21 protein-coding genes, 1 tRNA gene and 1 other RNA gene are annotated in these 24,454 nt (G+C 70.4%); 15 read left to right on the top strand and 8 right to left on the bottom strand.

The window, feature by feature from the left end:
• Nucleotides 1–117 precede the first annotated feature (117 nt).
• The 4 genes from OVA02_RS14855 to OVA02_RS14840 all read left to right on the top strand — a co-directional run bounded on the left by OVA02_RS14855 (nucleotide 118) and on the right by OVA02_RS14840 (nucleotide 5,592).
• Nucleotides 118–1,137 carry a LacI family DNA-binding transcriptional regulator gene (locus OVA02_RS14855; protein WP_233568360.1) on the top strand — a complete coding sequence of 340 codons (1,020 nt, stop codon included), beginning with the start codon at nucleotides 118–120 and terminating at the stop codon, nucleotides 1,135–1,137.
• A 332-nt stretch (nucleotides 1,138–1,469) separates the two neighbouring features.
• Nucleotides 1,470–3,020 (top strand): multiple monosaccharide ABC transporter ATP-binding protein, encoded by a 1,551-nt coding sequence (gene mmsA / locus OVA02_RS14850; protein ID WP_056046505.1) that lies wholly within the window; start codon nucleotides 1,470–1,472, stop codon nucleotides 3,018–3,020.
• Nucleotides 3,021–3,025: 5 nt separating this feature from the next.
• Entirely contained in the window at nucleotides 3,026–4,384 is a 1,359-nt protein-coding gene (gene mmsB, locus OVA02_RS14845; RefSeq protein WP_420709660.1) for a multiple monosaccharide ABC transporter permease, read from the top strand.
• 110 nt (nucleotides 4,385–4,494) lie between these two features.
• Nucleotides 4,495–5,592 carry a sugar-binding protein gene (locus OVA02_RS14840; RefSeq protein WP_192124609.1) on the top strand — a complete coding sequence of 366 codons (1,098 nt, stop codon included), beginning with the start codon at nucleotides 4,495–4,497 and terminating at the stop codon, nucleotides 5,590–5,592.
• 96 nt (nucleotides 5,593–5,688) lie between these two features.
• On the opposite strand, the gene OVA02_RS14835 is transcribed toward OVA02_RS14840, so the two are convergent.
• Both OVA02_RS14835 and OVA02_RS14830 read right to left on the bottom strand, forming a co-directional pair.
• Nucleotides 5,689–6,099: a hypothetical protein gene (locus OVA02_RS14835; protein WP_192124611.1), complete on the bottom strand. Its 411-nt coding sequence runs from the start codon at nucleotides 6,097–6,099 to the stop codon at nucleotides 5,689–5,691.
• 236 nt (nucleotides 6,100–6,335) lie between these two features.
• Nucleotides 6,336–6,749 carry a hypothetical protein gene (locus tag OVA02_RS14830; protein ID WP_192124613.1) on the bottom strand — a complete coding sequence of 138 codons (414 nt, stop codon included), beginning with the start codon at nucleotides 6,747–6,749 and terminating at the stop codon, nucleotides 6,336–6,338.
• A gap of 186 nt (nucleotides 6,750–6,935) precedes the next feature.
• On the opposite strand from OVA02_RS14830, the gene OVA02_RS14825 reads away from it, so the two are divergent.
• Entirely contained in the window at nucleotides 6,936–7,490 is a 555-nt protein-coding gene (locus OVA02_RS14825) for an MOSC domain-containing protein (RefSeq protein ID WP_267658742.1), read from the top strand.
• Nucleotides 7,491–7,536: 46 nt separating this feature from the next.
• Here the strand turns inward: OVA02_RS14825 and OVA02_RS14820 are convergent, their stop codons facing one another.
• Nucleotides 7,537–8,103, bottom strand: a complete 567-nt coding sequence (locus OVA02_RS14820; protein WP_043592905.1) for a TetR/AcrR family transcriptional regulator — start codon at nucleotides 8,101–8,103, stop codon at nucleotides 7,537–7,539.
• Nucleotides 8,104–8,463: 360 nt separating this feature from the next.
• On the opposite strand from OVA02_RS14820, the gene OVA02_RS14815 reads away from it, so the two are divergent.
• The 3 genes from OVA02_RS14815 to OVA02_RS14805 all read left to right on the top strand — a co-directional run bounded on the left by OVA02_RS14815 (nucleotide 8,464) and on the right by OVA02_RS14805 (nucleotide 12,584).
• Nucleotides 8,464–9,693 carry a multidrug effflux MFS transporter gene (locus tag OVA02_RS14815; RefSeq protein WP_056046500.1) on the top strand — a complete coding sequence of 410 codons (1,230 nt, stop codon included), beginning with the start codon at nucleotides 8,464–8,466 and terminating at the stop codon, nucleotides 9,691–9,693.
• Between the two features lie 106 nt (nucleotides 9,694–9,799).
• On the top strand, nucleotides 9,800–10,510 hold the full coding sequence (locus OVA02_RS14810; RefSeq protein WP_192124615.1) for a phosphatase PAP2 family protein: 711 nt from the start codon (nucleotides 9,800–9,802) through the stop codon (nucleotides 10,508–10,510).
• Between the two features lie 151 nt (nucleotides 10,511–10,661).
• Nucleotides 10,662–12,584, top strand: coding sequence for a helicase HerA-like domain-containing protein (locus OVA02_RS14805; RefSeq protein ID WP_192124617.1), 1,923 nt, complete (start codon nucleotides 10,662–10,664; stop codon nucleotides 12,582–12,584).
• Between the two features lie 87 nt (nucleotides 12,585–12,671).
• On the opposite strand, the gene OVA02_RS14800 is transcribed toward OVA02_RS14805, so the two are convergent.
• The 3 genes from OVA02_RS14800 to OVA02_RS14790 all read right to left on the bottom strand — a co-directional run bounded on the left by OVA02_RS14800 (nucleotide 12,672) and on the right by OVA02_RS14790 (nucleotide 14,421).
• Nucleotides 12,672–13,310, bottom strand: a complete 639-nt coding sequence (locus tag OVA02_RS14800; protein ID WP_173151297.1) for a hypothetical protein — start codon at nucleotides 13,308–13,310, stop codon at nucleotides 12,672–12,674.
• 158 nt (nucleotides 13,311–13,468) lie between these two features.
• On the bottom strand, nucleotides 13,469–13,849 hold the full coding sequence (locus tag OVA02_RS14795) for an RNA-binding S4 domain-containing protein (protein ID WP_056046493.1): 381 nt from the start codon (nucleotides 13,847–13,849) through the stop codon (nucleotides 13,469–13,471).
• A gap of 50 nt (nucleotides 13,850–13,899) precedes the next feature.
• Nucleotides 13,900–14,421, bottom strand: coding sequence for a YbaK/EbsC family protein (locus OVA02_RS14790; protein WP_192124619.1), 522 nt, complete (start codon nucleotides 14,419–14,421; stop codon nucleotides 13,900–13,902).
• A 120-nt stretch (nucleotides 14,422–14,541) separates the two neighbouring features.
• Between OVA02_RS14790 and OVA02_RS14785 the strand changes: the two genes are divergently transcribed.
• From OVA02_RS14785 to OVA02_RS14770, 4 genes are all read left to right on the top strand, one after another.
• A tRNA-Ser gene (locus OVA02_RS14785) sits at nucleotides 14,542–14,626 on the top strand.
• A gap of 109 nt (nucleotides 14,627–14,735) precedes the next feature.
• Nucleotides 14,736–16,049: a PP2C family protein-serine/threonine phosphatase gene (locus OVA02_RS14780; protein ID WP_123570498.1), complete on the top strand. Its 1,314-nt coding sequence runs from the start codon at nucleotides 14,736–14,738 to the stop codon at nucleotides 16,047–16,049.
• Between the two features lie 59 nt (nucleotides 16,050–16,108).
• Nucleotides 16,109–17,404, top strand: coding sequence for a Na+/H+ antiporter NhaA (nhaA, locus tag OVA02_RS14775; protein ID WP_267658741.1), 1,296 nt, complete (start codon nucleotides 16,109–16,111; stop codon nucleotides 17,402–17,404).
• A 54-nt stretch (nucleotides 17,405–17,458) separates the two neighbouring features.
• Nucleotides 17,459–19,318, top strand: coding sequence for a BCCT family transporter (locus tag OVA02_RS14770; protein ID WP_267658740.1), 1,860 nt, complete (start codon nucleotides 17,459–17,461; stop codon nucleotides 19,316–19,318).
• Nucleotides 19,319–19,407: 89 nt separating this feature from the next.
• Here the strand turns inward: OVA02_RS14770 and OVA02_RS14765 are convergent, their stop codons facing one another.
• The gene (locus tag OVA02_RS14765; RefSeq protein WP_159826141.1) at nucleotides 19,408–19,899 is read right to left on the bottom strand and encodes a GNAT family N-acetyltransferase; all 492 of its coding nucleotides are present in this window, start codon (nucleotides 19,897–19,899) and stop codon (nucleotides 19,408–19,410) included.
• 85 nt (nucleotides 19,900–19,984) lie between these two features.
• Here OVA02_RS14765 and pta point away from each other — a divergent pair, with 85 nt between their 5' ends.
• Nucleotides 19,985–22,132, top strand: coding sequence for a phosphate acetyltransferase (gene pta / locus OVA02_RS14760; protein ID WP_056046482.1), 2,148 nt, complete (start codon nucleotides 19,985–19,987; stop codon nucleotides 22,130–22,132).
• On the top strand, nucleotides 22,129–23,322 hold the full coding sequence (locus OVA02_RS14755) for an acetate/propionate family kinase (protein ID WP_267658739.1): 1,194 nt from the start codon (nucleotides 22,129–22,131) through the stop codon (nucleotides 23,320–23,322). The genes pta and OVA02_RS14755 overlap by 4 nt, the downstream gene beginning before the upstream one ends.
• Nucleotides 23,323–23,442: 120 nt before the next feature.
• On the opposite strand, the gene OVA02_RS14750 is transcribed toward OVA02_RS14755, so the two are convergent.
• Nucleotides 23,443–24,123 (bottom strand): SDR family oxidoreductase, encoded by a 681-nt coding sequence (locus OVA02_RS14750; RefSeq protein WP_056046478.1) that lies wholly within the window; start codon nucleotides 24,121–24,123, stop codon nucleotides 23,443–23,445.
• 54 nt (nucleotides 24,124–24,177) lie between these two features.
• Here OVA02_RS14750 and ffs point away from each other — a divergent pair.
• Nucleotides 24,178–24,274: signal recognition particle sRNA small type (ffs, locus tag OVA02_RS14745), an RNA gene on the top strand.
• Nucleotides 24,275–24,454: the final 180 nt, after the last annotated feature.

Raw genomic sequence — 24,454 nt, 5'->3', positions numbered from 1 at the left:
TCGCGACGGGGCGGTGACCCCCGTCCGGGACGTCGGCGACCTCCGGGGAATGCATAATGGTCTCCGGACGACGATGTGTACGGTCACATCGCCCGGTCACAGAGCGACGGAGCGACGGTGAAGCCTGACATCGACAAGGTGCGTGCTCCCAACATCCGCGACGTGGCCGCTCTCGCAGGTGTCTCGTACCAGACCGTCTCGCGTGTGCTCAACGACAGTCCCAGCATCCGGCCGAGCACGCGGCAGAAGGTGCTCGACGTCATCGACGAGATCGGCTACCGACCGAACCAGGCCGCGCGGGCGCTGGTCACCAGCCGGTCGAAGGCCATCGGCGTGCTCACCCTGCAGAACGTCCACTTCGGTCCGCAGACGATCGTCAACGCCATCGAGGTCGCGGCCCGGACGGCCGGCTACCGGCTGAGCATCGCGAGCACGACGACGGTGTCGGACGACGTCCGGGCGAGCCTGCAGCTGCTCACCAACCAGGCGGTCGAGGCGATCATCGTCATCGCCCCGCAACGCAAGTTCTTCGACGTCATCGACGAGCTCGACCTCGACGTCCCCATCGTCGCGCTCGACTCGACGCAGCGGGCCCGGGCGCACAGCCTCTCGGTCGACCAGTTCGAAGGGGCGCGCCTCGCCACCCGGCACCTGATCGACCTCGGTCACCGGCACATCGTGCACGTCGCCGGACCCCAGGACTGGATCGAGGCCGACGAGCGGATGCAGGGCTTCCTCTTCGAGATGGGCGAGGCCGAGTTGTCGATCGAGCCGCCCATCCTCGGCGACCTGACGGCCGACTTCGGCTACACGGCCGGGCAGGAGCTGCTGCGTCGCCGCGACTTCACCGCCGTGTTCTCGGCCAACGACCTGATGGCCGTGGGGCTGCTGCACGCCTTCCGCGAGGCCGACGTCGACGTGCCCCGCGAGGTCAGCGTCGTCGGCTTCGACGACTCGCCGACCGCACCGCACCTGTGGCCGCCGCTCACGACCGTGCGTCAGGACTTCGCCCTGATCGGCCGACGCGCCGTCGAACTCGTCGTGGCCGAGCTCGAGGGCGGCACGGTCGTCGATCGCACCTTGATCCCTCCGGAACTGGTGGTGCGCGGGTCGACCTCGCGCCCCTGGTTCCTCTGACGGCCCGTCACGGCACGGCGGGACGAGCCGTCAGGAGGCGCGGCGCGCGTCGGTCGGCCCGCGTTCGATAACGGATCGGCATCGGCATTTGACAGCACCCCCTCTCGGGATTAGCTTTGCTCCAGTCGCAGTGTGAACGGTCACATTCGGCGGGTCCGGCCCCTTCGCCAGGCTCGACGGACGGCCCGGCACGGCGGCGACGAATCACAGGATGCCCGTCGGTGCACATCACCGGCGGACGACGACGAGGTCGAAGGTCGAGGACGACGTGCCCAGTGCCGTGACGCAGAGCGAACAGCTCGCGAGCAGCCACATCCCCGGGGGTGCCCCGCATGGGCGTTGACTCTCCCGTCATCCTCGAGATGCGCTCCATCACGAAGGAGTTCCCGGGCGTCAAGGCGCTCGACGACGTGTCGATGCAGGTCCGCGCCGGTGAGGTGCACGCGATCTGCGGCGAGAACGGCGCCGGCAAGTCGACGCTGATGAAGGTCCTCTCGGGTGTCTACCCGTTCGGCACCTACACGGGCGACATCGTCTACCAGGGTGCCGAGATGCGGTTCCGCGACATCCGCTCGAGCGAGTCGCAGGGCATCGTCATCATCCACCAGGAGCTGGCGCTGATCCCCGAGCTCTCGATCACCGAGAACATCTTCCTCGGCAACGAGCCGACCCGCTTCGGGGCCATCGACTGGCGCGCGGCGAAGACGAAGGCCATCGACCTGCTCGCCCGCGTCGGCCTCAAGGACGACCCCGACACCGCCATCAAGAACCTCGGCGTCGGCAAGCAGCAGCTCGTCGAGATCGCCAAGGCGCTGAACAAGAACGTCAAGCTGCTGATCCTCGACGAGCCGACCGCGGCCCTCAACGAGGCCGACTCGCAGCACCTGCTCGACCTCATCCGCGGCCTCAAGGGTCGCGGCATCTCGTCGATCATGATCAGCCACAAGCTCAACGAGATCGAGGCCATCGCCGACTCCATCACGATCATCCGTGACGGCAAGACCATCGAGACGCTCGACGTGAAAGAGGACGGCGTCAACGAGGACCGCATCATCCGCGGCATGGTCGGCCGCAACCTGGCCAGCCGATTCCCCGACCGCACCCCGAAGATCGGAGAGGTCTTCTTCGAGGTCAAGGACTGGTGGGTGCGCCACCCGCAGACGGCCGAACGCTTCGTCTGCAAGGGCTCGTCCATCACCGTGCGCAAGGGCGAGATCGTCGGCCTGGCCGGCCTGATGGGCGCCGGTCGCACCGAACTCGCGATGAGCATCTTCGGTCGCTCGTACGGTCAGTTCGTCTCGGGCGAGATCGTCAAGGACGGCCGGAAGATCGAGATCAAGAACGTCTCGGACGCGATCGACAACGGCCTGGCCTACGTCTCCGAAGACCGGAAGGTGCTGGGGCTCAACCTGCTCGACGACATCAAGCGCTCGACGGTCGCGGCCAAGCTGACCAAGATCTCGAAGGCCTCCGTGGTCAACACCTACGAAGAGCACTCGATCGCCGAGGACTACCGCAAGAGCCTGCGCGTCAAGACCCCCACGGTCGACGAGGGGGTCGCCAAGCTCTCCGGCGGCAACCAGCAGAAGGTCGTCCTGGCGAAGTGGATGTTCACCGACCCCGACCTGCTCATCCTCGACGAGCCCACGCGAGGCATCGACGTGGGCGCCAAGTTCGAGATCTACAACATCATCAACCAGCTCGCGGCCCAGGGCAAAGGCGTGATCGTCATCTCGTCCGAACTGCCCGAGCTGCTGGGGCTCTCCGATCGCATCTACACGATCTTCGAGGGTTCCGTCACGAACGAGATCGAGGCCTCCGAGGCCGACGCCGAGACGCTCATGCGAACCATGACCTCGAAGAAGAAGGAGCAAGCCGCATGAGTGGCATCAAAGACCTGAAGAAGGTGTTCGGCGGCAACACGTCGAACGCGCGCCAGTTCGGCATGATCGCGACGCTCGTCGTGGCGATCGTGTTCTTCCAAGTGTTGACCGGTGGCCTGACGCTCGACCCGCCGAACCTGATCGCCCTCGTGAGCCAGTACTCGTACATCCTGATCCTCGCCATCGGCATGGTGATGGTGATCGTCGCCGGGCACATCGACCTCTCGGTCGGTTCGGTCGCCGCCTTCGTCGGCATCATGGTCGCCACCGCCATGAGCAACTGGAACTTCCCATGGCCGCTCGCCATCGTCTTCGGCCTCGTGGTCGGGGCCGCCATCGGGGCCTGGCACGGCTTCTGGGTCGCGTACGTGGGTGTCCCCGCGTTCATCGTGACCCTCGCTGGCATGCTCTTGTTCCGTGGTGCTAACCAGTTCGTCGGCGACGCCACGACCCTGCCGGTGCCCGAGGCCTTCACGGTCATCGGCGCGGGCTACCTGCCCGAGTTCGGTCCGAACACCGGCTACAACAACGCGACCCTGCTGCTCGGCCTGGTGATCATCGTCGCCGTGGTCTACAACGAGTTCCGCCTGCGCCGCATCCAGCAGAAGATGGGTTCCGAACGGGCCCCTCTCTGGGTCAGTCTCGTAAAGCTGGTCGTGCTCGTGGGGATCATCGCCTACGCCGCGACGCTCTTCGGTGGCGGACGCGTCGGCACCTCGTTCCCCGTGTCGGGCATCATCCTCGGCGTACTCGTCCTGGTCTACGGTTTCGTCACGCAGAACACGATCTTCGGTCGGCACATCTACGCGGTGGGTGGCAACTCGCACGCCGCCGAGCTCTCGGGCGTCAAGGCGAAGCGCATCAACTTCTTCGTCATGATGAACATGTCCGTGCTGGCCGCGCTGGCAGGCATGATCTACGTCGCTCGGGCCGGTGCCTCCGGCCCCCAGGACGGGGTGAGCTGGGAGCTCGATGCCATCGCCTCCGTATTCATCGGTGGTGCGGCGGTCGCCGGCGGCATCGGAACGGTGACCGGATCGATCGTCGGTGGATTCGTCATCGCCGTCCTCAACAATGGGCTGCAGCTGCTCGGGGTCGAGTCCGACAAGGTCCAGATGATCAAGGGCCTCGTCCTGCTCATCGCCGTCGCCGTCGACGTCTACAACAAGAGCCAGGGTCGGCCCTCGATCACCGGTTTCCTCACCCGGGGCCTGCGTCGCGACAAAAACGGCATCGCCGCCTCCGACCTGCCCTCGGGCACCCAGAGCGGTGTCGGCCGCGACGCCGAGACGACCGAGCCCGCCCTCACCCCGAACGGCGACATCTCGGACGTGCAGCGACCCAAGGCCACCACGCCCAACTAGACCCACCACCCGCGCGCCCGTCCATCGACGGCCGGGCGCGCCTCCACCGGGAGTCCGCACCGCGGGCGACCACACGGCACCACCCCTCACAACGAGAAAGTAGACACAGCATGCGCAAACTCGCGCTGACGACCCTCGCGGTCGCCGCAGCAACGACGCTGATCCTGAGCGGCTGCTCGAACTCGACCCGCACCGACGCGGGTTCGGGAGACGCGGCGACCGGTTTCGAGTCCGGCTCCCTCGTCGGCGTGGCCCTGCCCGCCAAGACCAGCGAGAACTGGGTCCTCGCCGGCGACCTCTTCACCCAGGACATCACCGACGCCGGATTCAAACCCGACGTCCAGTACGCTGCCGCGTCCGCCCCTGTGGCGAACCAGCAGGAGATCGTCCAGTCGATGGTCACCAAGGGCGCCAAGGTCATCGTCATCGGTGCCGCCGACGGCGGTCAGCTCGGGACGCAGGTCAAGGCGGCCCACGACGCCGGCGCCGTGGTCATCGCCTACGACCGTCTCATCCTCAACACCGACGACGTCGACTACTACGTGGCGTACGACAACTTCAAGGTCGGCGAGCTCCAGGGCCAGGCCCTGCTCGACGGCATGGCCGCCAAGAAGGCCGAGGGGCCCTACAACATCGAGCTGTTCTCCGGCTCGTCCGACGACGCCAACTCGAAGGTCTTCTTCGACGGTGCGATGAGCGTCCTGCAGCCCAAGATCGACGACGGCACCCTCGTCGTCGCCTCGGGTCAGACCGACATCAAGCAGACGGCGACCGACGGCTGGAAGCCCGAGAACGCCCAGCGCCGCATGGACTCGCTGCTCACCAGCACCTACGGCTCCACCGAGCTCGACGGCGTCCTCAGCCCGAACGACACCCTGGCCCGCGCCATCATCACCTCGGTGAAGCAGGCCGGCAAGGACATCCCGGTCGTCACCGGTCAGGACTCCGAGGTCGAGTCGGTCAAGTCGATCATGGCCGGCGAGCAGTACTCCACCATCAACAAGGACACCCGCAACCTCGTGAAGCAGGCCGTCGCGATGGTCAGCTCGCTCAGCAAGGGCGACAAGGCCGAGACGAACGACGACAAGTCGTACGACAACGGCAGCAAGGTCGTCCCGGCCTACCTGCTGCCCCCGCAGATCGTGACCAAGGACAACGCCGCCGAGGCGTACGCCAACGACACGACGCTCGAGCCGCTCACCAAGTAACCCGCCCTCTACCGTCGACGGTGTCTTCGCGTCGGCCGACGGACGAACGGAGCCGGTCACCCCATCAGGGGTGACCGGCTCTTGACGTTCCAGCCGTCAAGCGGTGCAGGCGCGATAGGTCCCGAGCCCGCCGAGCGCGAGACCGACGTAGGCGACGGCCCCGGCCGTCGTGTACACGGCGATCGCCGTGCCTGCCAGACCGATCGCGCAGTCGATCGTGATGGCGTTGGGGTCGGCCACCTGACCCGGTGCGGCCAGGTTCGCCGAGCTGATCAGCTTTCCGTCGAGGTACTTCTGCAAGTACGATCCTCGGCAGGTCTGCAGGGACGTGCCGGCCGGCAAGGTCAGGCTCGAGCCGTCGGGTTGGACGCAGACGTAGTAGTACTGGCCCGCGGGGTCGGCCTGGGCCGCAGTCGAACCGCCGACCACCAGTGCGGCGGCGGCTGCCATCGTCGTCGCGACCTTGGCGAAGGTCTTCCTTTTCGTGGTGTTCACAGAGGTGTTCATGATGCTGCCTCTCTTTCGTCACGACCTCGCGGCTTTGCGAGGCCGATTACAGGCAAGCATCCGGAGTGCCCCGCTGGTACCGTCTCGTCGACATGTGAGCGTAATCGGACAGACGAGTCTACCCTGATCGATCCGCCGACTTGGGTGTGCGTGTACACGCACGGACAGAACCGGCCGGACCCTCGTTCGAGAGTCCGGCCGGTCCGATTCAGGCGTGGATCAGGTCCGCCCGCGAATCACGCGTGACAGGCGCCCTTCTGCTTCGACGCGGCGTTGTTGACGGACACGAGGAGTCCGACCCCACCGGTCGAGATGATCTTCATGACGCCACCGAAGGTCGCGACGATGCATTCCGGGGTGAAGTTGTTCGTCGCCACCTTGCCGCTGCCCGTCATTTCGATCGAGATGACCTGCTTGCCGCTGATGTACCCCTTCAGGTACGAGCCCTTGCAGGTGCTCAGGGCGGCACCCGAGCGAAGCGTGTTGCTCGAGCCGTTCGACGCGATGCAGACCCAGGTGTACTTGCCCGCGACGTCGGCGTGAGCGGCCTGCGGTGACGCCACCGTTCCCGCGAAGAGGAGGGCGATGGCGGTGACCATCGTGATCAGGATCTTCATCGCGCCGGTCCGACCGATCGAGGGATTGTTCATGGGTGTCTCTTCTCTGTGTCCGGGTCGTTGCCCGTCGTGCAACTCTGCACAGGCATCACATTGGCCCTGAGGAGTGGCGGGGTCCAGTCCACATTTGTGAGGACCGGAGGACGACACGAGGACCCATCCTCGCGCGTCTCACCGTTGACGGGGTGTCCCGCGGTGCCGGATGGCTAAGCTCGGCCCGTGCCCCGAGGACCGGACGATCGGCTGCCCGTCTCGGGCGCCTCTCCCGTGAGGGTCGAACTGCTGCTCGCCTCGCCCCGGTCCCGCTACGTCGGCCGCCCCGCCGACGGCCCGGCCCCGGCCCCGACCACGGGCCCCGAGTCGCACGACGCCGTCACCGTGCGCGCCTACCTCGGCATCGTGGGCGACCGCTACTTCAACGCCCCGGCGCACCGCGGGGCCTCGGTCACCCTCTTCGCCGCCGAGCAGCTCGGGCACCTGGCCCGCGAGCTCGGTCTGCCTGAGGGCACGGTGCTCGACGCCGCCCTGACGCGTCGCAACGTGGTCGTGCGCGGCATCGACGTCGACGCCCTCGTGGGTCGCGAGTTCGACCTCGACACGGGCGACGGCCCGGTGTCGTTCCGCGCGAACCGGGCGGCGAACCCGTGCGCGTGGATGGACGTGGTGTTCGGCGCGGGGGCCTTCCGCGCGCTCCGGGGCCGCGGGGGAGTGCGATGCGAACCGCTCACCGACGGGGTGCTGCGCGTGGGGCCGGGACTGCTGCGCGCCTCCTAGGCGGCTGGGCGGCCCGCCGAGCCGTCGGAACGGGGAGCGCTGCGGGTCAACCCCACCAGGTGGGCAGCATGAGGTTCATGGTGTCGAGCAGGGCGCGGCGGCTCGTCCGCTTGCCGCCGAGCCAGGCCTCGACGGCTCCCACGAGCCCGTGTGCCAGGTGGCCGGCGGCGATGTGCACCGCGAGCCCCTCGGGGAGGCTGCCGGCGGGCAGGCCGGCGAGGTGCTGCACGCTCGACTCCTCGAAGTGGCGGGCCAGCGCCTGGTGGATCGACGCGTCGAGCGGGTCGGGCAGGGCGAGACGGTAGATCTCGCGGTACCGCACGACGTGGTCGACGACCTTCTCCATCGCACGCCGCGTCGCGTCGGGGCCGTCGGCCCGGCCGTCGAGCCGCAGCGCGTGGTCCTCGTCACGGATCGCGTCGAGCTCGGGGGTGAGCACCGCGGTGAGCAGGCTGCCGGGCGAGGTCGCGTGGCTGTAGAACGTGGCGCGGTTGATGCCCGCGGCCCGGGTGACGTCGGCGACCGAGATGCTCGACACGGGCCGGGTCGAGGCGAGCTCGACGACGGCGGCGTGCAGTGCCTTCGTGGTCTGGACGATGCGCGCGTCGACCATGGACGTTCCTCCTCGGGTGCTCGGACGGGACGATCGCGTCCGAGGCCAGGTCGAGCCTAGACCGGGCCGACGCGCCGACACGGCACGGCGCGAGCCGCCGAGGCGGAAGGTCTGTCGCGGGGGTGCACGGCAGGGTTAGGCTGAGAACCGACGGGTGTCGTGCAGCGACGCCGTTCCCCTCCCTCCTCCCACCCCCTGCGATCTCGTGGTGGTCGTGCGCGACGGCCCGGTCGCATCGATTCGAGCCGCGAGCCGGCCTCGTCGTCGTGGCCGCGCCTCCTCGCGTGCCCCGATCCGTGACCGCCCCGTGCCCTCCCTCCGTGACCGCCCCTCCGCGACCCCCCAGACAGGACCTGCCTCGTGACCACCGTCGTCCACCCGGGTGACTCCCTGACCCGCCGCCAGCGGCTCGTCTACGTCGTCGTGCTCGGCGCGCTCACCGCGCTCGGGCCGTTCACGATCGACCTCTACCTGCCGGCGTTCCCCGAACTCAGCCGGGACTTCTCCGTCGACAGCGGCGTCATCCAGCTGACGCTGACGGCGACGACGATCGGCTTCGGGGTGGGGCAGCTGCTGGTCGGGCCGTGGAGCGACAAGGTCGGCCGTCGCACGCCGCTGATCGTCGCGACCGCCGTGCACATCCTCGCCAGCATCGGCGCCGCCAGCGCGCCGACCATCGAGCTGCTCGCCGTCTTCCGGGTGCTGCAGGGCATGGGTGCCGCCGCCGGGGGCGTCGTCGCCATGGCGACGGTGCGCGACCTGTTCGGTGGGCTGCCGCTCGTGCGCATGCTGTCGCGTCTCGCCCTGGTGAACGGGCTCGCCCCCATCGTCGCGCCCGTCATCGGCTCGCAGCTGCTGGCCTTCACCAGCTGGCGCGGCATCTTCGTGTTCCTCGTGGCCTACGGCGCGTTCGTGATCATCGCCGCGATCTTCCTGATCGTCGAGACCCTGCCGCCCGCCCGGCGGCACGAGGCCGGGCACACGACCCTCGGGCAGCGCTACAAGGTGCTCTTCAGCGACCGGATCTTCGTCGGCGTCGCCCTGATCGGGGCGATGGTCTTCTCGGGTCTGTTCTCGTACCTCTCGGCCTCGTCGTTCCTCTTCCAGGAGGTCTACGGCCTGAACGCCCAGCAGTACGGCTACCTGTTCGCGATCAACTCGCTCGGGATCGTCGCCGGCGTCCAGATCAGCTCGCGGCTGGCCCGGCGGGTCGGGCCGCAGTGGATCCTCGCCTGCTCGACGATCGTCCTGCTGCTCGCCGCCGCGTCGATCGTCGTGCTCGACTCGCTCGGTGCCGGGCTCGTGGGCATCCTCGTGCCGCTGTGGTTCTTCATCGCGGCCTGCGGCTTCTCGTTCCCGCAGGTCCAGGTGCTCGGGCTCGCCAACCACGGCAAGGAGGCAGGGACGGCGGCGTCGTTGCTCGGCGCGCTGAACTTCGGCCTGGCGGGGCTCATCTCGCCGGTGGTCGGGTTTCTCGGCATCGGGTCCGCCGTGCCGATGGGCAGTGTCATGGTCGCCACCTCGTGCGTGGCCATCGCGAGCCTGTGGCTGCTGGTGCGCCCGCGGACGGTGCCGGCGCTGGGTCGCTGACCCGCGCCTCCCGGTCGTCCGTCGTCGAGCGTCGACGACCGGCGCCTCCCGGTCGCCGATCCGCGCCTCCCGGTCGCCGACCCGCGCCTCCCGGTACCGTCTGGGGATGCGCACCGACCCGCTCGCCCCGAAGCCCGCCTCGCCGTCCGAAGAACGGGTGGCCCGCCGCGTGCAGCGCCGCTGGTGGGTGTTCAGCGCGCTCGGCGCCATCGGCGTCGTGCTGCTGCTCGGCGTCGTGATCACGGCCCGGGCGGGGGTGATCGGCGTCGACGAGCGGTTCATGGGCGAACTGGTCGAGCACCGCAGCCCGTTCTGGGACGTCCCCTCGTTGATCTTCAACTCGATCGGCGCGGGCGTGGTCGGCGTCTTCGTCGTCCCGCTGGGCGTCGCCGCGCTCTTCCTGCTGCGCCGTCGCCCCTGGGCCGCGCTCTACTGGATCGCCGCCTGCGCGCTCAGCGCGGGCGTGGTCCAGGTCGTCAAGCACACGTTCGGCCGGGCCCGTCCCGAGGACATCCTCGTGGTGAGCGACTACGGCTCGTTCCCCTCGGGCCACACGTCCAACGCCGCGACGCTGGCCGTCGTGCTCGGGGTGATCCTGCGACGCGTCTGGGTGTGGGTCGCAGGCGCGGCCTACACGGTGCTGATGCTGCTCAGCCGCACCTACCTCGGGGCGCACTGGCTGACCGACACGATCGGCGGGCTGCTGATCGGTGCCGGGGTCGCGGTCGTCCTCTGGGCCCCGGTCGCGCACCGGCTGCTCGACGAGCAGGAGCACGTGCGGGGTCGCGGCTGGATCTGGCAGGGGCGCCACGCCTGACGGTGCCGCTCGCGGGGTCGACGACCGGGGCGCTCTCGGCGCCGCTCGCGCGGTCGATCACGGGCGGGTCCGGACGAGGCCGGCGTGCGGCGTCGCCCGGTGTGGCCGAACTCGCCCGGACCGCGGTGCGCAGGGTGCCTAGGCTGGCCGCATGACGGACGCGCTCGAGCAGGCCAGGGCGGAGGCCGCCGCAGCGGTCGCCGCCGCCGAGAAGGCGAAGCAGGACGCGGAGGCGGCACTCGCGCGGGCCGAGCGGCTCGCGGCCGAGGCGGACGTCGCCGACGCCGCGGCGGACGCCGGGCTGACCGAACCCGAGCCGGTCGCCGGCACCCCGGTCGACGGCCTGCCCGTCCCGCCCGGCGGGCCGCTCGACGAGTCGGCGGTCGACCTCGTCCGCGCGGGCTACGGTTTCGACGGTCCCGCCCTCGAGCTCGGCGCCCTCGTGAACGGCGATGCCCGGGTCGACGTGCCCGTGCGCATCCCGCTCGCGATGCTCAACCGGCACGGGCTCGTGGCCGGTGCGACCGGCACGGGCAAGACCAGGACCCTGCAGGTGCTCGCCGAGCAGCTCTCGGCGGCCGGGGTCCCGGTGTTCGCGGCCGACGTCAAGGGCGACCTGTCGGGCATCGCGACGCCGGGCGAGGCGAACGAGAAGCTGCTGGCCCGCACGCGGGGGATCGGCCAGGACTGGTCGCCGCAGGCGGCACCGACCGAGTACTTCGCCCTGGGCGGCAAGGGCACCGGCGTGCCGGTCCGCGCGACGGTCAGCGGTTTCGGGTCGCTGCTGCTCAGCAAGGTGCTCGGCCTCAACGACACGCAGGAGAGCAGCCTCGGCCTGGTGTTCCACTACGCCGCGCAGGCCGGGCTGCCGCTGCTCGACCTGTCCGACCTGCGGGCCGTGCTGACCTGGCTGACGAGCGACGAGGGCAAGCGCGAGCTCGAGGGGCTGGGCGGGCTGAGCAGACAGACCGTCGGGGTGATCCTCCGCGAGCTGATCACGTTCGCCGACCGGGGGGCCGACGCGTTCTTCGGCGAGCCCGAGATCGACACCGCCGAGTTCCTCCGCACGGCCGAGGACGGTCGTGGCGTCGTCAGCCTGCTCGAGGTGCCCGGCGTGCACGACCAGCCGGCGCTGTTCTCGACCTTCCTGATGTGGCTGCTCGCCGACCTCTACAACGACCTGCCCGAGGTGGGCGACCTCGACAAGCCGAAGCTCGTCTTCTTCTTCGACGAGGCGCACCTGCTGTTCGCCGACGCCTCGAAGGAGTTCCTGGCGCAGATCACGCAGACCGTCCGGCTCATCCGGTCCAAGGGCGTGGGCATCGTCTTCGTCACCCAGACCCCGAAGGACGTCCCGGGCGAGGTGCTCGCCCAGCTCGGCTCGCGCGTCCAGCACCAGCTCCGCGCCTTCACGCCCGACGACGCGAAGGCCCTGCGGGCGACGGTGTCGACGTACCCGACGAGCGACTACGACCTCGCCGCGGTGCTCACCGGCCTCGCCACCGGGGAGGCGGTGGTGACGGTCATGAACGAGAAGGGGGCTCCCAGCCCGGTCGCGTGGACGCGCCTCCGTGCCCCGCGCGGTTCGATGTCGCCGACCCCGGCCGACGTCATGACCGCGGCGGTCGCGGCGTCGCCGTTGACCGCCGCCTACGGGGCGTCGATCGACCGCGACTCGGCCCGGGAGATCCTCGCCCGCAAGCTCGAGGCCGCCGCGCTCGACCAGCGCGAACGGACCGACGCCGCGGCACGTCAGGCGACGATCGACGCCCAGCTGAAGGAGGCCGCGGCCCGCGAGAAGGCGGACGCCCGGGCGGTCACCGCCGCCGAGCGCGAGCGGAGGGCCGCCCAGGCCGAGTACGAACGTCAGCAGAAGGAGTTCGAGCGAGCCGAGCGGGCGGCCGCGAAGGCGCGTGCCGGGCGCGGGACGACGACCCGCGCCTCCTCGGGGTCCCGTTCGTCGGGGTCCGGATCGACCGGCGGGTTGCTCGGCGAGGTCCTCGGGTCGAGTGCCGGCAAGGCGGTCGTGCGCGAGGTCGTCAAGGGCATCTTCGGCACGCTGCGTCGCCGCTGAGCCCCGAGTCGGTGCAGCCCCGAGTCGGTGCAGCCCCCGAGTCGGTGCAGCCCGAGGCGGTGCAGGCCCGGGCCCGCGGGCACGTCCTCAGGCGGGGTTGCCGAACGCCTGGAAGAGCACCACGAGCGTGCCGGTCGCCAGGGCGAACAGGCCGCAGGCGATGGTGACCCCGATCCACGGGCGGCTCTCGTACCAGTAGGGGCTGTCGGGGTAGGCCGCGAAGAACTCGCGGCGGGTGAGGGCCCGGGGCAGGACGGTCGTCGGGATGCCGAGTGCGTCGACGACGGCGTGTACGGACGCCTCCGACCAGTACGTGCCCCGCATCCGGAACAGGCGTCGCCCCTCGTCGTCGAGGGCGAGCAGCTGCGTGACGGTCTCGGTCGAGTGGTCCCGGTAGGTGCGGACGAGCACGAGGGAGTCGACCTCGTCGCGCCGCAGCCGGACGAAGCCGGGCAACCACCCCCGCTTGACGAACTCGCTGCGCGTGACGGCCGCGTACGAGAGGCGGTAGCGCCAGTACATGAGCAGTCCCATGACCACGACGCCGCAGGTGACGGCCAGCACGCCGCTCTGGTGACCGCTCGGCAGGGTCAGCCACAGCACCGCGATCAGCACGGGTGACAGGCTGAAGACGCCGGTGAGCGTGGCGCTCCGGGCGAGTTCGCGCCGTGGCCGCACCGTGACGGTGCCCCGCTCGGTCGGCATCGCCGCGTCGGTCGTGTTCATGTCGTCCCCCTGGGGTCGGCGTGACCCCGAGTCCCCCGACCCGAGGCTGCTGCTGTCGGGGCAGCGCCGTGCCCTCAGCGTAGACGATGCGTTCGCACAGATACCGGGGCGTCCCACCCCAGTGCGGGGAGCCCGCGATCGGGGGAGTCGAGCGAGTGTCAGCTCTCTGCGCGGTCCCGGAGGCGCTCGATCTCGCGACGGTCGCGCTTGGTCGGGCGGCCCGCGCCTCGGTCGCGGACCGGTACGGCGGCGACCTCTTCGCGCGGCGGTGGCGGGGGAGTGAGGTCGGTCATCGCCTCGGCCGCGGCCGGAGCACCGACGCGCTTCACGAGGCAGGTCTTGACGACGACGATCCGCTCGAAGCCTGCGATGCGCGCCCGGACCTCGTCGCCGGGACGGACGGCCTGGGCGGCCTTGACGCGCTCGCCGTTCACCCGCACGTGACCGGCCCGGCAGGCGGCGTTGGCGGCCGAGCGGGTCTTGTAGAGCCGGACGGCCCAGAGCCAGGCGTCGACGCGGGCGGACGTGAGGGGCGGCATGGGGAAATGCTACGGGTGGCCGCCGACGTCGACGACCGAGGGGGCCGGTCTCAGAGGTCGTCGGAGGCGACGCGCGCCGGGGTGCCCCCGGTCACGCGCACCAGCTCGGCGAACGTCGTGGCGAAAACGGTGTTCGCGGTGCCGGCGCTCGCCCAGAGCACGTCGTGGGTCTCGAGCGCGGTGTCGACGAGCGTCCGCACCGGGCGGGGGTGGCCGACCGGGGCCACGCCGCCGATGACCTGGCCGGTCGCGCGCTTCACCTGGTCGGCGTTCGCCCGCATGATCGGGCCCCGGCCGAGCGTCGACGCCACCAGGTCGGTGTCGACCCGGTGGGCGCCGCTGGTGAGCACGAGCAGGGCCTCCCCGCCGGTGTGGAACACCAGGCTGCTGGCGATGGCGCCCACCTCGCAGCCGAGGGCGGCGGCGGCCTGTGCGGCCGTGTGCGTCGACTCGTCGAACTCGCGGACCTCGCCCTCGGCACCGGCGGCACGGAGGGCGGCGACGACGGCGCGGGCCCGCGGCGGCAGGGCGGCGTCGAGGTGCTCCGAGGAGGGGCGGTGCGAGTCGGTCATGCCCCGACGGTAGCCATGAGGGAGCCTCAAGGTCAGCAGCGACACGGGGGCGTCCCCCGGGCCCCGCGGAGTCCGGTACGCTGGTCTCGGTCGTGCGCCGGTTCACCGTGTGCCCGCCCTGGAGGATTCGCCTAGTGGCCTATGGCGCACGCTTGGAAAGCGTGTTGGGTGCAAGCCCTCAGGGGTTCGAATCCCCTATCCTCCGCATCGAGACGGCTCTTCCCTCCCCGGGAGGGGCCGTTTCTCGTCCTCGCCCCACGTTCTGGGGCATCGCCTTCTCCCCGATGGAGGCCCGGTCGCCCTAGCCTTGGGTCATGAGCGTCAGTCAGTTGGGCAACGACACCCTGCGCCCCAGCGTCTGGGGCGACTCCGGCCTCCTCGCGCGGGTCATGTCGGCCGGCTCGCGACGTCACGTCGCCCTGCTCAAGCAGGGCTTCGTCTTCCTCTTCGTGTTGCTCGCCGCGGTCGTGAGCACGCTCATCCCGTGGTTGCCCGTCAGCGATGCACCGAGCATGTGGGCCGGCGTCTTCGCCGCGTTCTGCGGCGTCGTCTTCGCCTCGGTGGTCTCCCGGCGTCCCCGCCTGCTCACCTGGGAGATCGTCATCCCCGCCGCCGACTTCGTCGCGGTGGGCCTGCTCCGCTACGGAACGGGTGACAGCGGGTCCGTCTTCATCCCCATCATCCTGCTGCCGATCGTCTGGATCGCCGTGTGGCCGGGGCGGCTCAGCATCGTGTGGCTGCTGATCGGATCGGCGGTCACCTTCATGCTGCCGTTCGTGATCGAGCCGAGCGGACGCGCGCCCAGCGAGTTCATCCGCATCGCCTTCTCCCTGGCCATCTACGCCACCATCGGCCTCGCCATCAACGAGCTCGCCCGGCAGGCGAGCCGCAAGGTGGAGCTGTCCCGAGCGCAGCAGCACGCGGTCGAACGGGAGCTCGACCGGGCCGCGACCATCCAGCAGTCGCTCCTGCCACCGAAGACGAGCCTCCTTCCCGAGATGTTCGCCGTCCGGGGGAGGTGCATCCCCGCCCGCGCCGTCGGGGGCGACTTCTACGACTGGTATCCCACCCCGGACGGCATCGCCCTGACCGTGGGGGACGTCATGGGCAAAGGCGTCGGAGCGGGGATGATCGCCGCCGCCGTGCGTTCCGTCATCCGCAGTTCGTCGGACGATCTCGACCCCGCCGTGGCCCTGCGTCGTGCGACGACGGGCCTCGCGAGCGGTGACGGCGACGTCCAGTTCACCACGTGCTTCCACGCCCGCATCACGCCGTCGGGCGAGATCCGTTGGGCCGACGGCGGACACGGGCTGGCGCTCATCCGGCGCGCCACCGGTCTCGTGGAGCGGCTGCAGTCGTCCGACCTCCCCATCGGCCTCGGGGACCGCTGGACGTCGTACGCCGACCAGCTGCACCCAGGCGACACGATCGTCTGCATCAGCGACGGGGTCCTCGATCTCTTCCCGGACGAACTGCACGCCTTCAGCCAGTTCCAACTGCTGCTCATCTCGTCCGGTGACCCGAGCGACATCGTGCAGAAGGTCGCCGAGCTGGTCGGCGACGACGAGCAGGCCGACGACGTCACCGTCGTCGCGGCGACGTTCGCCCCGGCTCTGACACGGGCGTGACGGTCGCCGTCACCTCGACCCGTGCCCGCCCCGGCGTCGTCTGGTAAGACAGGACGACGATGCCCCACGACGACCTGCCCTCTTCCCCGCCTCCCGCCGTCGCTCCCGGACTCTTCGCCGAAGAGACGACCTCGGAGTCCACCCGCCTCGGCGAGATCCTCCGGAAGGAGACCGTGGGCGGGGTCGTCCTCGTCGTCGCCGCCGTCCTGGCGGTCGTGTGGGCGAACTCACCGCTCTCGGGGGCGTACTTCGCGCTCCGGGACTTCGAGTTCGGCCCGGAGGGTCTCGGGCTGCACCTGAGCGTGGGGGAGTGGGCCGCGGACGGGCTCCTGGCGATCTTCTTCTTCCTCGTCGGGCTGGAGCTCAAGCGGGAGTTCGTCGCCGGAGAGCTGCGGAAGGTCAGCAAGGCGATCGTGCCGGTGGCCGCCGCGTTCGGCGGAGTCCTCGTCCCCGCCCTGATCTTCGCCGCCGTCAACGCCTCCGACCCGGAGGCGGTGCGGGGGTGGGCCATCCCCACCGCGACCGACATCGCCTTCGCCGTCGCGGTCCTCGCCATCGTGGGCTCGAGGTTGCCCAGCGCGCTGCGCATCTTCCTGCTGACCCTCGCCGTCGTGGACGACCTCATCGCCATCGGCATCATCGCGTTCGTCTACACCAGCGCGATCGAGGTCGTCCCGTTGGCACTCGCCATCGTGCCGCTCGCGGCGTACGTGTTCCTGACCCAGAGGTTCCGACGGTTCTTCGGCCTGCACCCCGCCGCGAACTGGTTCATCCTCCTTCCGGTCGCCGTCCTGGTGTGGGGGCTCATCCACGCCTCCGGGGTCCACGCCACCGTCGCCGGCGTCCTCCTCGGTTTCGCCGTCCCCGTCATCCGGAGCCAGGCCAGTGGCGGCCCGGATGCGGGACCGGGGCTCTCCGAGGTCTTCGAGCACCGCTTCCGGCCGATCTCCACCGGTTTCGCCGTCCCCGTGTTCGCGTTCTTCTCCGCAGGGGTCGCCTTCGGTGGCCTCGACGGCCTGAGGACGGCTCTCTCCAGTCCGGTCACGATCGGCATCATCGCCGCCCTCGTCCTCGGCAAACCCGTCGGCATCCTCGCGACGACCTGGATCACGACCAGGATCACCCGGGCAGAACTCGACCGGAGCATCAAGTGGGTGGACCTCACCGGCGTCGCCCTCCTCGGGGGCATCGGCTTCACCGTGTCCCTGCTCGTCGCCGAACTGAGCTACGGGCTCGGCAGCGCTCACGACGACGACGCCAAGGTGGCCATCCTCGTCGCGTCGGTGCTCGCCGCCGTCCTCGCGACGGCCGTCCTGCGACCCCGCAACCGGTACTACCGTCACCAGGATCGGTGACCCGGACGGCGTCGTGATTGGGACGGCGGGCCCCTCAACCGTCACCATGGAGGCATGGCCACGACAACTCCGCCCCCTTCCGGGCCCCCCGCCGACCATCCCGCTTCCCTGACGGAGACCGTCTCGACCACCCCTCAACTGCGCCGCTGGGTCTTCTGGCCAGCCGCCGTCGTCGTCCTCGGCTTCGTCGCCTACACCCTGATCGCGCCCGCCTCGGCCGAGGCGCTGTTCCTTGGCCTGCAGAGCGGCATCGTCCGCAACTTCAGCTGGTACTACGTCCTGATCGCCGCCTTCTTCGTCGGCTTCAGCCTGTTCCTCGGGTTCAGCAGGTTCGGTGGCATCAAGCTGGGCAAGGACAAGGACGAGCCCGAGTTCTCGACCGGCTCGTGGTTCGCGCTCCTCTTCGCCGCGGGCATGGGCATCGGCCTCGTCTTCTACGGCGTCTCCGAGCCCCTCAGCCACTTCGCCTCGCCACGACCGGGCGTCACCGGCACCGAGGACCAGCTCGCGCAGCAGGCCCTGACCCAGACCTTCCTCCACTGGGGGCTGCACGCCTGGGCCATCTACGTCGTCCTCGGACTCGCCCTCGCCTACGCGATCCACCGGAGGGGTCGTCCCGTCTCCATCCGCTGGGCCCTCGAGCCCCTCCTCGGCAACCGCGTCCGCGGGGGCTGGGGCAACCTGATCGACGTCATCGCCCTCGTCGGCACGCTGTTCGGCGTCGCGACCTCGCTCGGGCTCGGCGTCATCCAGATCGGCGCCGGCCTCGAGGCCGCGGGCATCGCCGACAGCAGCATCGTGAGCCAGATCGCGATCATCGCCGTCATCACGGCGGTCACCATCGTGTCGCTCGTCACCGGTGTGACCAAGGGCATGAAGATCCTCTCGAACTTCAACCTCATCCTCGCGGCCGCCCTGCTGCTGTTCATCCTGATCGTCGGACCCACGCAGTTCCTGTTGCGCGACTTCGTGCAGTCCATCGGCGCCTACCTGCAGAACGTCGTCGGCCTGTCCTTCAACGTGACCGCCCAGCAGGGCGCCGCCGGCGAGGAGTGGCAGGGCGCCTGGACCACGTTCTACTGGGGGTGGTGGATGTCGTGGGCGCCCTTCGTCGGCATCTTCATCGCCCGCATCTCGAAGGGCCGCACGGTCCGCCAGTTCGTCTTCGGCGTGCTGCTCGTCCCGACCGCCCTCACCTTCCTGTGGTTCGCCGTCCTCGGTGGTGCGGCCATCCACCAGCAGACCGACGGCTCGGGCGGCCTCGTCGGAGCCGACGGCTCGGTCGACGTCGAGGGGTCGCTCTTCGCCCTGCTCGGCGGCCTGCCCGCCGGGACCGTCCTGACCTTCGGCGCGATCCTGCTCATCGGCGTGTTCTTCGTCACCTCGTCCGACTCCGGATCGCTCGTCATGGCGATGATCGCGTCGGGCGGCGACATCGAGCCGAAGAACTGGCTCCGGGTGTTCTTCGCCCTGGTGGCCGCCCTGCTCGCCGTCGCGCTCCTCCTGACCGGCGGTCTGGACGCCCTGAAGACCGCGGCGATCACGACGGCGCTGCCGTTCAGCATCGTGCTGCTGTTGACCTGTTGGTCGACGATCATCGCCTTCACCCGCGAACGTCGTGCGTACGACAAGGCCGAGCGCGACGTCCTCCTGGAGCACGTCGGCGCGTACTACGGTCTCGAGGTCGACGCCCCGACCCAGGCCGGTGGCACACGACTCGCCCGCCCCTGGGAGGCGGTCAGACGCCGGGTCCGGGGTGGCCGTGACGGTTCCCCGGCGAGCCGGGCGACGTCCGCCTCGGCCGTCGTCGCCGAGCCTCCGCTCCAGGTCGACGTCGTGTCGCCCGACCCGGCCGTCGACGGTCGGCTCGACACGCCCGGCGACACCGGACAGGACGGCTCGACCGGACGCTGACCCCACCGCTCCACCCACGACGGGCGTCGTCTCCTCGGAGGCGGCGCCCGTCGTCGTCCCGGTGCCTCGTCGGTCCCGTCGCGCCCGGGTCAGGCCAGTCGGCGGATCATGTACCGGAGGTCGAGCCACTCGCCGAACTTCGTGCCGACCTCGCGCAGCACGCCGGCGTCCTCGAAGCCGAGCGACGCGTGCAGCCGCACCGACGCCTCGTTGCCCGCCTCGATCAGCGCCACCATGACGTGCAGCTCGTCCCGCGTGGCCCGCTCGACGAGTTCGGCCATCAGCGCTCGTCCGAGTCCCTTGCCCTGTTGCCCCGGACGCACGTAGACCGAGTTCTCGCAGGTGTGCCGGTAGCCGTCCTTGGCATGGAACGGCCCGTAGCTGCCGTAGCCGAGCACCTCGTCGCCGTCCACCGCGACGATCGCGCTGCGCCGCGCCTCCTGATGGCTGGTCAGCCACTCGCGCCGACCCTCGAGGGTCGGCGTGACGTCGGTCCAGATGGCCCGGGAGTGCGCCACGGCGTCGGCGTGGATCTCGAGGACGCCGGGCAGGTCGGTCTCGGTCGCGGTGCGGATCTGCATGCCGACGAGCCTAGGAGGTGTCTCGCGGCCTCCGCCAGCACGCTTCCCCGGCGGCTCGAAGGCTGCCGCCCGTAGGCTGGCGAGCGTGTCGACACGCATCTACATCACCTCTGCCGAAGGCCACACGGGCAAGTCCACGATCGCCCTGGGCGTGCTCGACACGCTCAGCCACGAGGTGGGCCGGGTGGGGGTGTTCCGACCCGTCGCCCGCTCGACCGACGAGCGCGACTACGTGCTCGAACTCCTGCTGTCGCACGACAGCGTCGACCTGGCCTACGACGAGTGCGTCGGCGTCAGCTACGACGCGGTGCACGCCGATCCCGATGCCGCGCTCGCCACCATCGTGAGCCGCTTCGCCGCCGTCGAGCGGCAGTGCGACGCGGTCGTGGTGATCGGTTCCGACTACACCGACGTCGGCAGCCCCACCGAGCTGTCGTACAACGCCCGCATCGCGGCCAACCTCGGCGCGCCCGTGCTGCTCGTTCTCGGCGGCCGCAGCGCCGACGGCCAGACGCGGCGCTCGGGCGCCGACATGCGCCAGGTCGCCGAACTGACCACCGCCGAGCTGCGTTCCGAGCACGCGAGCCTGCTGGCCGTCGTCGCCAACCGGGTCGACCCCGACCACCTCGACGAGGTCGTCGACGGCATCGGCCACGCCCTCGAGGCGTCACCCACCGGGCGGGTCCCGATCTGGACGCTGCCGGAGGACCGCGTCCTCGTCGCCCCGACGATGCGCGCCGTGCTGCAGGCCACCGGTGCGACCCTGCTGCGCGGCGACGACGCCCTGCTCGACCGAGAGGCGCTCGGCGTCGTCGTGGCGGCCATGTCGATGGAGAACGTGCTGCCGCGACTCACCGAGGGTGCCGTCGTCGTGGTGCCGGGTGACCGCTCCGACGTGCTCGTCGCGACGGTGCTCGCCCACGCCTCCGAGACCTTCCCGTCGCTCGCCGGCATCGTGCTCAACGGCGGTTTCGCCCTCGCCCCGCAGGTCGAGCGCCTGCTCGAGGGGCTCGACAGCCCGCTGCCGATCGCGACCACGAGCACCGGCACCTACGACACGGCTCTCGCCATCACGCAGACCCGCGGGCGCCTCGCCGCCGACTCGCCACGCAAGTACGACCTCGCCCTGGCCCTCTTCGAGACGCACGTCGACGGGGCCGAGCTGTTGCGCCTCCTGCAGGTCAGCCCGTCCGGGGTGGTGACGCCCCTGATGTTCGAGTACCAGCTGCTCGAGCGGGCGCGGGGGGCCCAGAAGCACATCGTCATGCCCGAGGGCGACGACGACCGGGTGCTGCGGGCCGCATCCACCCTGTTGCAGCGCGGCGTCGCCGCCATCACGCTGCTCGGCGACGAGACGGCCATCCGCGCCCGGGGCGCCGAGCTCGGTCTCGACCTCGCCACCGCCCGCGTGCTCGACCCGTTCGACCCCAGCCTGCAGGTGCTCTTCGCGACCGAGTACGCCAAGCTGCGGGCCCATAAGGGCATCGCGGTCTCCCAGGCGATGGACACCGTGACCGACGTCTCGTACTTCGGCACGATGATGGTGAAGCTCGGCCTCGCAGACGGCATGGTGTCGGGCGCCAAGCACACCACGGCGCACACCATCCGGCCCGCCTTCGAGGTCATCAAGACGCTGCCCGACGTCGGCGTCGTGTCGAGCGTGTTCCTCATGGCGCTCGCCGACCGGGTGCTGGTCTACGGCGACTGCGCCGTCATCCCCGACCCGACCGCCGAGCAACTCGCCGACATCGCGATCTCGTCGGCGCAGACCGCACAGCAGTTCGGCATCGAGCCCCGCGTCGCCATGTTGAGCTACAGCACGGGCGACAGCGGCTCGGGTGCGGACGTCGAGAAGGTCCGCGCCGCCACGGTACTCGTCCGCGAACGCCGACCCGACCTGCTCGTCGAGGGGCCGATCCAGTACGACGCCGCGGCCGACCCGACGGTGGCCGCCGCCAAGATGCCGGAGTCCGAGGTCGCCGGTCGGGCGACGGTGTTCATCTTCCCCGACCTCAACACGGGCAACAACACCTACAAGGCCGTGCAGCGCAGTGCGGGTGCGGTCGCGATCGGCCCCATCCTGCAGGGCCTCCGCAAGCCGATCAACGACCTGTCCCGCGGGGCTCTCGTCGGCGACATCGTCAACACCGTCGCCATCACGGCCATCCAGGCCGGCACGCAGGCCGCAGCCGCCGCCGGCACCGTCACCAGCACCGAAGGAGCCTCCTCGTGAGCACCGTCCTCGTCGTCAACTCCGGCTCGTCGTCGTTCAAGTACCAGCTGATCGAGCTCGAGGGCGAGCGCACGCTCGCGAGCGGTCTCGTCGAGCGCATCGGCGAGGACGTCGGGTCGACCCGTCACCGCAACGAGGTCACGGGCGACGAGACCCGCAACGACACCCAGCCGATCGCCGACCACGCCGCCGGCTTCGCCGCGATGCTGACCGCCTTCGAGGCGCACGGCCCGTCCTTCGCCGAGTACCCGCCGGTCGCGGTGGGCCACCGCGTCGTCCACGGCGGAGAGGAGTTCGACCGCGCGACGGTCGTCACGCCCGACGTCGAGAAGGCGATCGACCGCCTGTCGGCCCTCGCCCCGCTGCACAACCCGGCCAACCTGCAGGGCATCCGCGCGGCCGCTGAGGCCTTCCCCGACGTCCCGCACGTCGCCGTCTTCGACACGGCGTTCCACCAGACGCTCGCCCCCGCCGTCTACACCTACGCGATCGACGCCGAGCTGGCGAAGAAGCACCACGTTCGTCGCTTCGGCTTCCACGGCACGTCGCACAAGTACGTGAGCGAGAAGACCGCCGAGTTCCTCGGTCGCCCCTTGGCCGAGCTGAAGACCATCGTGCTGCACCTCGGCAACGGCGCGTCGGCCGCCGCGATCGACGGCGGACGGTCCATCGACACGAGCATGGGCATGACGCCCCTCGAGGGGCTCGTCATGGGCACGCGCTCGGGCGACATCGATCCCGCCGCCGTGTTCCACCTCCACCGTGAGGCGGGACTCGACTTCGCCGAGCTCGAGACGTTGCTCAACAAGGGCAGCGGGCTGCTCGGCCTCACCGGCAGCGGCGACATGCGCGACGTGCAGGACAGCGCGTCCCGGGGCGACGCCGTGTCCGAGGCGGCGCTGGCCGTCTACCGGCACCGCCTGCGGCACTACATCGGTGCCTACGTCGCCCAGCTCGGGGGACTCGACGCCGTCGTCTTCACGGCAGGGGTCGGCGAGAACAACGCCCTGCTGCGTCGTCGGACGCTCATGGGCCTGGAGTTCTTCGGCATCCACGTCGACGACGACCGCAACGAACTCGCGTCCCGCGAGGCGCGGTACATCTCGCCCGAGGGGTCGAGGGTGTCCGTCCTCGTCGTCCCCACGAACGAAGAACTCGAGATCGCGCGACAGGCCGCCGCCCTCAGCTGAGGCGTCTGCGGGTGCACGACCCGACCGACCCTCAGACGTGGGAGAGCCCCGGTGCGCTGGTCGCGCCTCCGGGGCTCTCGTCCGTCACTCCGTGGTCGGGGGACGACCAGGAGGCGCGGGTCAGTACTTGATGGTCGCCAGCGCGTCCGAGACGGTGACGTCGCCCGAGACGGCCTCGAACTGCGTCTTGACGGCGGTGCCCTCGATCAGCGCGGTGGCGATGATCTCGGCCACGTCCGCGCGGGGGATGCTGCCGCGCTCGACGGTCGTGCCGACCGTGACCTGGCCGGTGCCGGCGTCGTCGGTCAGGCCACCGGGACGGACGATCGTCCAGTCCAGACCCTCGCGACGGCGGAGGTCGGCGTCGGCCTCGCTCTTCGCACGCATGTACACCTGGTACACGTCGTCGTCGTTCGCGGCGGGCAGCTCGGCCCGCGCCGGGTCGAAGTCGTCCGTGCCGATGGCCGAGACCATGACGTAGCGCGTGACGCCCGCCTTCTCGGCGGCGTCGGCCAGGAGGACGGCCCCGTCGCGGTCGATGGTCAGCTTGCGCTCGGCGCCGCTGCTGCCGCCGCCGCCCGCGGCGAACACGACGGCGTCGGCCCCGTCGAGGTGGCCGGCGAGCGTGTCGACGTCGGTCCGTTCGAGGTCGAGGACGAGGGCACGGGCCCCCGCGGCCTCGAGGTCGGCGGTGTGGTCGGGGTTGCGGACGATGCCGACGGGGTCGTGCCCGGCGTCGGCGAGTCGGCGTTCGAGGAGCTGGGCGATCTTGCCGTGTCCTCCGGCGATGACGATTCTCATGCCCTCAGGCAACACCCCGGGTCGCGGCGACCACTCAGTTGCCGCTAAACTCGTCGAGGCTCCTCACGTGGCGTCATCCAGGCCAATTCCCCCAGGGCAGAAATGCAGCAAGGGTAACCGGGCTCTGACGGGTGCGTGAGGGGTCATTTCTCTTTTGGGGGCCGAAGGCCCCGTGGCCCCCCTTCGTGGGGTGCGCGATCCGCGCGATGCCCCCTATGCTCGGCATCACGACGAGACCGAACCAGCTCGTCGGGAGCGATCAACCACCGCTCCGGCCGCACCCCTCACCACGGTGCGACCACGCGCGACGGCGCCGTCGCACCCGCACCAC

Source organism: Frigoribacterium sp. SL97, assembly GCF_026625765.1.
Taxonomy (GTDB): Bacteria; Actinomycetota; Actinomycetes; order Actinomycetales; family Microbacteriaceae; genus Frigoribacterium.
The sequence above is the reverse complement of the archived record's forward strand: the minus strand, read 5'-3'. Positions and strand labels throughout refer to the sequence as shown.